Source organism: Actinophytocola sp., assembly GCF_009379765.1.
GTDB lineage: Bacteria > Actinomycetota > Actinomycetes > Mycobacteriales > Pseudonocardiaceae > Actinophytocola.
Genome location: NZ_WHTD01000094.1, coordinates 24,122 through 30,641 on the forward strand (window position 1 = coordinate 24,122; position 6,520 = coordinate 30,641).

At 67.4% G+C, this 6,520-nt stretch carries 8 protein-coding genes and 1 pseudogene; 1 reads left to right on the plus strand and 8 read right to left on the minus strand.

Annotated elements, in window-relative coordinates; genetic code table 11:
* From GEV28_RS25885 to GEV28_RS25905, 5 genes are read right to left on the minus strand one after another with little or no spacing between them, the layout of a single operon-like run.
* Positions 1 to 1,005: a PhnD/SsuA/transferrin family substrate-binding protein gene (locus GEV28_RS25885; RefSeq protein ID WP_291414827.1), complete on the minus strand. Its 1,005-nt coding sequence runs from the start codon at positions 1,003 to 1,005 to the stop codon at positions 1 to 3.
* Between the two features lie 11 nt (positions 1,006 to 1,016).
* On the minus strand, positions 1,017 to 1,898 hold the full coding sequence (locus tag GEV28_RS25890) for an ABC transporter permease (RefSeq protein ID WP_291414828.1): 882 nt from the start codon (positions 1,896 to 1,898) through the stop codon (positions 1,017 to 1,019).
* A gap of 1 nt (position 1,899) precedes the next feature.
* Complete coding sequence (locus GEV28_RS25895) at positions 1,900 to 2,772, minus strand: ABC transporter permease (RefSeq protein ID WP_291414829.1); 873 nt, start codon at positions 2,770 to 2,772, stop codon at positions 1,900 to 1,902.
* Positions 2,769 to 3,974 (minus strand): ABC transporter ATP-binding protein, encoded by a 1,206-nt coding sequence (locus GEV28_RS25900; protein ID WP_291414830.1) that lies wholly within the window; start codon positions 3,972 to 3,974, stop codon positions 2,769 to 2,771. Before GEV28_RS25900 ends, GEV28_RS25895 begins: the two co-directional genes overlap by 4 nt.
* A gap of 5 nt (positions 3,975 to 3,979) precedes the next feature.
* Entirely contained in the window at positions 3,980 to 5,074 is a 1,095-nt protein-coding gene (locus GEV28_RS25905) for an extracellular solute-binding protein (protein ID WP_291414831.1), read from the minus strand.
* Between the two features lie 124 nt (positions 5,075 to 5,198).
* On the opposite strand from GEV28_RS25905, the gene GEV28_RS25910 reads away from it, so the two are divergent.
* Positions 5,199 to 5,462: a hypothetical protein gene (locus tag GEV28_RS25910; protein WP_291414832.1), complete on the plus strand. Its 264-nt coding sequence runs from the start codon at positions 5,199 to 5,201 to the stop codon at positions 5,460 to 5,462.
* Between the two features lie 67 nt (positions 5,463 to 5,529).
* Here the strand turns inward: GEV28_RS25910 and GEV28_RS25915 are convergent, their stop codons facing one another.
* The 3 genes and pseudogenes from GEV28_RS25915 to GEV28_RS42540 all read right to left on the minus strand — a co-directional run bounded on the left by GEV28_RS25915 (position 5,530) and on the right by GEV28_RS42540 (position 6,510).
* On the minus strand, positions 5,530 to 5,775 hold the full coding sequence (locus tag GEV28_RS25915) for a hypothetical protein (protein WP_291414833.1): 246 nt from the start codon (positions 5,773 to 5,775) through the stop codon (positions 5,530 to 5,532).
* 162 nt (positions 5,776 to 5,937) lie between these two features.
* Positions 5,938 to 6,322 (minus strand): annotated as a pseudogene (locus GEV28_RS25920) (transposase); the annotation flags it as partial.
* Between the two features lie 77 nt (positions 6,323 to 6,399).
* Complete coding sequence (locus GEV28_RS42540; RefSeq protein ID WP_367115189.1) at positions 6,400 to 6,510, minus strand: hypothetical protein; 111 nt, start codon at positions 6,508 to 6,510, stop codon at positions 6,400 to 6,402.
* Positions 6,511 to 6,520 lie beyond the last annotated feature (10 nt).

A 6,520-nucleotide genomic window follows, 5' to 3' on the forward strand; every position in this document is an offset into this window, starting at 1 on the left:
TCAGAGGTCCAGGCAGGACGGTGCGAGATACTCCTCCGGCTTGATGGCCCGAGAGGTGAGTCCCTGTTCGGCGGAGTAGGCGGCGATCGACTCCAGCATCTCCCGGTTGGCCCGCAGGCCGTAGGGGTACAGGTCCGGTTCGGGGGGACCGCCGGTGTAGGCGCCGCCGAGACCGAGCTGGCGGTACACCGTGAGCGAGTCCGCGACGAGCTTGTTATTGTGCAGCTTGGCTTCCAGGAACATCTCGTACAGGTTCAGCGCCACCCACGGGTGCTCGTCCAGGATGCTGCCGCGAACCACGACGCAGTGGTTGGCGGGAACGAATCCGAGCTGGTCGAAGCAGCGCCGGCGTTCCGCGTCCTGGTCGGCGAACAACCAGCTCACCGCGTGGTCGGGCAGGACCTGGGGGCTGCGGTCGAGCAGCGTCGGGGTGCCGTCCAGCAAGGCGGGCTCGTAGACGATCGCGGCGTCGAGGGTCCCGTCCAGGAGCATCTGCCCGATGTTGGTGTGGTCAGGGATGTAGCGCAGATCCACACCGTCCGGGGGAGCGAACCCGACCGCGCCGCCATGGCTGAGGCTTGGCGACCGTTCCATGTGCCACACCATCTCCTCCGGTCGAACGCCGAAGTGGTGCCGCAAGATCGCGCGGCCCCACAACGCCGCGGTCTGCTGGTAGTCGGGCACCCCGACGTGCTTGCCGCGCAGGTCCTCCGGACCCTCCACACCGGACCCGCGCCGGACGATCGCGTAGGAGTGGAAGAACCGCCGGTCGTGGAAGACGGGCAGCGCCCGCCAGTCCGTGCGGCCACGGTCGATGAGCATGAGCAACGAGGAGATGGACATCTCCGACACGTCGAACTCCGCGTACCGCAGCTGCCGCCAGAAGATGTCCGGGGCCTGTGCCTGGATCGCGTGCAGCTCGATCCCCCTTGGCGTGCACCGTCCATCCAGCACGGCCCGCATCCTCGGGTTGGCAGTCATGGCGAAGCTGAGCGAGATCGGCATGGTCGTTCCCTTCAACGACGGAGTGCGTTCCGCAGCCCGACCAGCCGGTCCAGCACCGCGGTGAACACCAGGGAAAACAGGACGGTCGCCGAGGCGGCGGCGTAGATGGTCGGGGACAGCGAGGACTCGCTCTGGTTGAACAGCTCGACGGGCAGGGTGGTGCCGCCCGGCACGGTGAGGAACAAGGAGAGTGGCACGTTGTCGAACGACACGAGGAACGCGAGCAGTCCGGAGGCGATCAGCGCCTGCCGGATCGCCGGCATCACCACCCTGAACAGGACCACCGCCGGGCGTGCGCCCAGGCCCGCGGCCGCCTCCTCGGTCTCCCGGTCGATCGCCGCCACCCTGCTCACGGCGGTCGCCAGGATGTACGGCGTGACGAGCACGACGTGGGCGACCACGAGCCCGGCGAACCGGGCTTGCAGCGGCACCCCGAAGCCGTCGAGCACCACCATGAACTCGTACAGGGCCAGACCCATGATGATCTGCGGTACCTGCAGCGGTCCACGCAGGAACGTCTCCAGCACCCGGGCACCGGGTATGCGGCCGCGCACCAGCGCGAACGCGGCCGGCACCGCGAGCGCCATGCTCACCAGCGTGGCCACGACCGCCAGCTGCACGCTGACCAGGAACGCCTCGTAGAGACTCGCGGAGATGTGCCCGTAGGAGGACAGGGACCAGTTCCGTGGCGGGAAGGCCAGGGCCGGCGCCACGTTGAACGAGGTGACCACGATGACGACCAGCGGGGCGAGCAGGAACACGACCCCGAACAGCACCAGGGCGCGGACCGCGGTCCTGGCCAGCCGGTCGCCGAACGGTGTCGTGCGTACCCGCCAGGTGCCGGTGTCCGGAGTCTGTCTCCCTTCCGGTGGCGCCGAGACGGTGGTCGGCACGTCAGCTCACCTTCTTCGCAGCGGCCGCGGCGCGATGCATCGCGCCACGGCGTCCGATCAGCAGGCCGGCCATGACCGCGAGCATCACCAACACGAACAGCACGATCCCGAGCACCGCGGCGGTCGAGTAGTCCAGGGACTGGTTGGCCGCGGTGTAGATGAGGATCGGCAGCACGGCCACCCGTCCGCCGCCCAGCAGCGCCGGCGTGGTGAAGGCACCGGCGGTCACCGCGAACACGAGCATGCCGATGGAGATCAGCCCGCCGGAAGCCTGCGGCAGCAGGACCGTTCGAAATGTCCGCCACGAGCTCGCCCCGAGCCCGGACGCGGCCTCCAGCTGCTCCCGGGAGACCGCCTCGCACACGGGCATCAGCCCGATCACCGCTATCGGCAGCATCGCGTGCACGGTGCCGATGGTGACGCCGAGGAAGTTGTTGGTCAGCGCGAGCGGGTGGTCGGACAGGCCGAGGCCCACGATGACCTTGTTGATCGGGCCGTCCAGCGCCAGCAGCACCCGCCAGCCGAGGACCCTGGCGACGGCGTTGCTGAACATCGCGGCGGCCACGCAGATGAAGATGGTGCGGCCCCACACCCGCGACCGGACGCAGGCGTACGCGATGGGATACGCGAGGAAGACGGTGAGCACGGTGGTGATCAGGCACAGCTCGACGGTGCGCAGGATGGCGTTGAGGTAGAAGCTATTGGTCAGCACCGAGGTGAAGGTGTCCGTGGTGGCCGCACCGGTCGTCCGGCCGAGATCGTCGGACCGGTAGAACGCCTTGCTGGCGAAGTAGATCTCGGGCAGTACGAAGAAGACGAGGTAGAAGATCCCGAGCGGCGCGACGCCCAGGGACCAGGTTCTGCGGTAGCTCATCGGCGCTCGCCCGGTAGGCCGGGCACGGTGGACCCGGTGGGCTCCTGGTCGACGCTCTGCGCGCGTTGCCCGCCGGGAGCGCCGACGACGTTGCCGTCGGCGTCTTCCTCGATCACGTGCACGCCCGCGGGGTCCCAGGTGAGGAACACCTCGTCGCCGACCCGGAGCCCGAGCCCTCTGTCCAGTGTGGACATCACACGGTCCGCGGTACGGATCGTCACCAGGTGTTCGAGACCGGTGAACCGGCGTTCGACGACGTGCCCGGCCACCGCACCGGGACGGCTCCGCCGGTCGCAGTGAATCTGGTCCGGACGCAGGACGACCAGCAAGGTGCGGGTCGACTCGTGCGGGGGCCCGGAAAGCCGGAACGGCCTGCTCTGACCGGGCAGGCGGTCCATCTGGACGACACCGTTCCCGGTGGTCTGCCGGACATCGAGCAGCGTGTTGTTGCCCACGAACGTGGCCGCGAAGCGGCTGCTCGGCCGGTAGATGAGGTCGTCGGGACTGCCCGCCGCGGAGACCCGTGCCCGGCTCATCACCACGACACGGTCGGACATGGAGAACGCTTCCTCCTGGTCGTGCGTCACGTAGATCGTGCTGATCGCCAGCTCACGTTGCAGCCGCCGGATCTCCACCTGCAGCTGCTGGCGCAGGCGAAGGTCCAGTGCGCCGAGCGGTTCGTCCATGAGCAACAGGGTCGGCCGGATGACGATCGCCCTGGCCAGGGCGACCCGCTGCTGCTGTCCGCCGCTGAGCTGTGCCGGGTAGCGACGGCCGAGGTCTTCGAGCCCGACCACGTCGAGAGCCGCGTCGACGTGCGCCCGGATCTCGTTGTGGCCGACCGATCGAGCGCGCAGGCCGAAGGCGACGTTGTCCCGCACCGTCATGTTGGGGAACAGCGCATAGCGCTGGAACACCATGCCGAAGTTGCGGAACCTCGGCGCGAGGCGGGTGATGTCCCTGCCGCCGATGAGAACGCGGCCGCGGTCGGGCTTGACGAAGCCGGCGATCGCCCTGAGCATGCTCGTCTTGCCAGAACCGGACGGCCCAAGCAGGGAGACGAACTCGCCGGGCTCGACGTGCAGGTCGACGCCTTCGGCGGCCGTGACGCCGCCGTAGCTGATGTGGATGTCCTCGGCCCGGATCGGCTCGGTGGCCGTGGCGGGCTTGTCCTCGGCCGGTTCGCCCGTTTCCCCGAACATGGCGGTCAACGTTTGAAGGTCTGGTTCCAGGTGTCCGTCCACTCGCGAAGGTGCGGGAAGAACGCCCGATAGTCGGGGAAGTAGAGCTGGTCGTAGCTGAAGTCGCCGACGTAGGGCGCCAGCTCCGGGGTCGACTTGGCCTGGTCCAGCAGATCCTGGCGGGACGGGAGGTAGCCGAACTTCTCGGTGAGCGGCAGCGTGCCCTTGGAGCCGAGCACCAGGTCGATGAACTCCAGCGCCAACTCGCGCTGTTCACTGCCGGTGGGGATGTCCCAGGTGTCGACCAGGCCGACGTAGGGCCAGGTGTGTCCGTCGATCGTCAGGTTCAACGGCAGGAAGTCCACCGGTTCGTCGGCCAGCTTCAGACCGAGGCAGCGGCCGTCGGTGAGCGTGGTGAGCCACACGTTGCCTGACTGCAGGCTCGCCTGCGCAGCGCTGGAACTGGTGACGAACTCCTGGATGTCGGTGGTCTTGAACCGGTCGACGAGTTGCTGCGGCTGGTCCAGCGGAACGCCGTAGTGCTCCGCGATGGCGGGCATCGTGGCGGGCCAGTAGAAGTTGTTAGGGTCGGGCAACGACACCCTGCCGGACAGCTTCGGATCCAACCAGCCGTCGACACTGGTCGGCGGCTGCAGGTTGTTTTCCTGGTACGCCTTGGTGTTGATGCAGGTTCCGAGCCGGATGACGATCCACGCCGGACCGTAGCCGGGGTGCGGGTAGCCGGACTCGGGCAGTTCGGCGCTGCTGGAGAGGTCCTTGGGGTCGATGCGCTGCAGGGCGCCGGCCTCGATGGCGCGTTCCTGCTCGACGTTGTCCATGAACACGACGTCGAACGGTGGCTTTCCGCGTGCGGACAGGAGCTTCTTGAGGTTGTCGGGTGCCTGACCGGGAATCCATTCGATGGTCGCGCCGGTCTGCTGGGTGAACTCCTCGTCGATCCCGCTGGATCTGATGGCCTCGATGATGTTGGCCTGCGGGCCCCCGACCCTGAGCGTGATGTCCTCGCCGTCACTGCCACCGAAGCTTGTGCATCCGGCCAGCAAGGAACAGGCGAGAAAAGTGCCAGTTGCGACGAACGCCCTACGTTGCCCTATGGCCATGACGGCGTCCTCTCGGCTAGAGGTGCCGGCTATGCTAATGAACGGTCAGTCAGGTGGCAAGTGTCTTGTGGGAACGAACGCATGGATCCGCTTCAAACCGGGACATGGATGCACAATGACGCGTATGGGAACGGACTTGGAGCGGGCGGAGCGCGCCGCCAGGACCGCGCAGCGGGCGACGCGGAACGTCGTGAACGCGTTGACGACGCTGCGTACCGCCGACGCGGCCGGCGTCGAGCATGTCGGGCTCGCGGCGATCGAGGCCACCCGAACCGCCGCGCGGTACGTCGCCGAGACGCACGAGGCTCTTCTGGAGCTGCTCGGCGGCGCCGGCGTCTCCTGGGAAGACCTTGGTTACGACCTCCCGCCCACCGCTGAGATCCGGTAGATCGCGCGGGTCGCCGTTCGGGAGTCTGATGAGCCGATGTACTCGATCCCAGATCGGGATCACACCCTCACCGGAGATCCACCCAGGACAGGTCGAGATGAAGAGATCCCGAAGAGATGAAGTGCTGTAACGCCTGGCTGGCCAGTGCCAGGTCAACCACAAATCGCTCCTCGTACTCCCCGGGCTGTCCACCGGCGACGACTGTCACCTGGCGCTCGGAGACAACGGCTGGGTCCGCCAGCTGATAGAACACGTCATTGTCGAATGTCCCGTACAGCACGAGGCCGCGTTCTGCGCTCCCGTCGCACGCCATGGTGTGTCTCACCGCGACAAGCGGTCACGAGGGTCCGCTCGACCCCGTCCAGAGCTGCGGAGACGCTCGGCTAGACATCCCACGGTCCTAACTTGTCAAGCGGCGGTTTGTTGATCTTGTTGGTGGGTGGGCCAGGCGGTGGTTTCGTCGTAGATGGTGTGGGTGGCGGAGGCAGCCGTGGAGGATGCCGATGAGTCGGTTGGCGAGGCGGCGTAGGGCGTCATTGTGGCCGATGCCGCGGGTGCGCATGGCGTCGTAGTGGGCGCGGGCTCCGGGGGATTTTGTGAGCGCGGAGAATGCTTGCTGGAACAGCACGTCGCCGATTCGGCGGTTGCGGGCGTAGCGGGCGAGGACGACTGTTTTGGTGCCGGAAGCGCACCGGTGATGTTCCGGCGTAGTTTTTTCGTGTTTTCCCGGTGGTGTAGCGGTCGGTGTCGTCTCCGAACTCGGCGAGCACCCGGGCGGCGAGGATCGTGCCGAGCCCGGGTTGGCTCCGGTAGATCTCAGCGTCCGGGTGCTGCCCAAAATGGGCATCGACCTCATGATCGCGGTAGGGACCGCGCTTGCGGGCGGCCCCCCGCACAGATCCCAGCGTGCGCTGCTAAGGGCTCGTAGCGAATCAAGTCAGTGCGGCTCGGGTGTGTCGTGCGTCGGGTGCAGGGTGTAGTTCCAGTCGCCGTGCCAGGGGTCGCGGGTGATCGGGAGTTCTTTCATTTCTTTGTTGCTGATCTCGATGCCGGTGGGG

Bases quoted from the DNA above. Each gene is read 5' to 3' on its own strand.
- GEV28_RS25885 (WP_291414827.1), bottom strand. From the start codon at position 1,005: ATGCCGATCTCGCTCAGCTTCGCCATGACTGCCAACCCGAGGATGCGG.
- GEV28_RS25895 (WP_291414829.1), bottom strand. From the start codon at position 2,772: ATGAGCTACCGCAGAACCTGGTCCCTGGGCGTCGCGCCGCTCGGGATC.
- GEV28_RS25900 (WP_291414830.1), bottom strand. From the start codon at position 3,974: ATGTTCGGGGAAACGGGCGAACCGGCCGAGGACAAGCCCGCCACGGCC.
- GEV28_RS25905 (WP_291414831.1), bottom strand. From the start codon at position 5,074: ATGGCCATAGGGCAACGTAGGGCGTTCGTCGCAACTGGCACTTTTCTC.
- GEV28_RS25910 (WP_291414832.1), top strand. From the start codon at position 5,199: ATGGGAACGGACTTGGAGCGGGCGGAGCGCGCCGCCAGGACCGCGCAG.
- GEV28_RS25915 (WP_291414833.1), bottom strand. From the start codon at position 5,775: ATGGCGTGCGACGGGAGCGCAGAACGCGGCCTCGTGCTGTACGGGACA.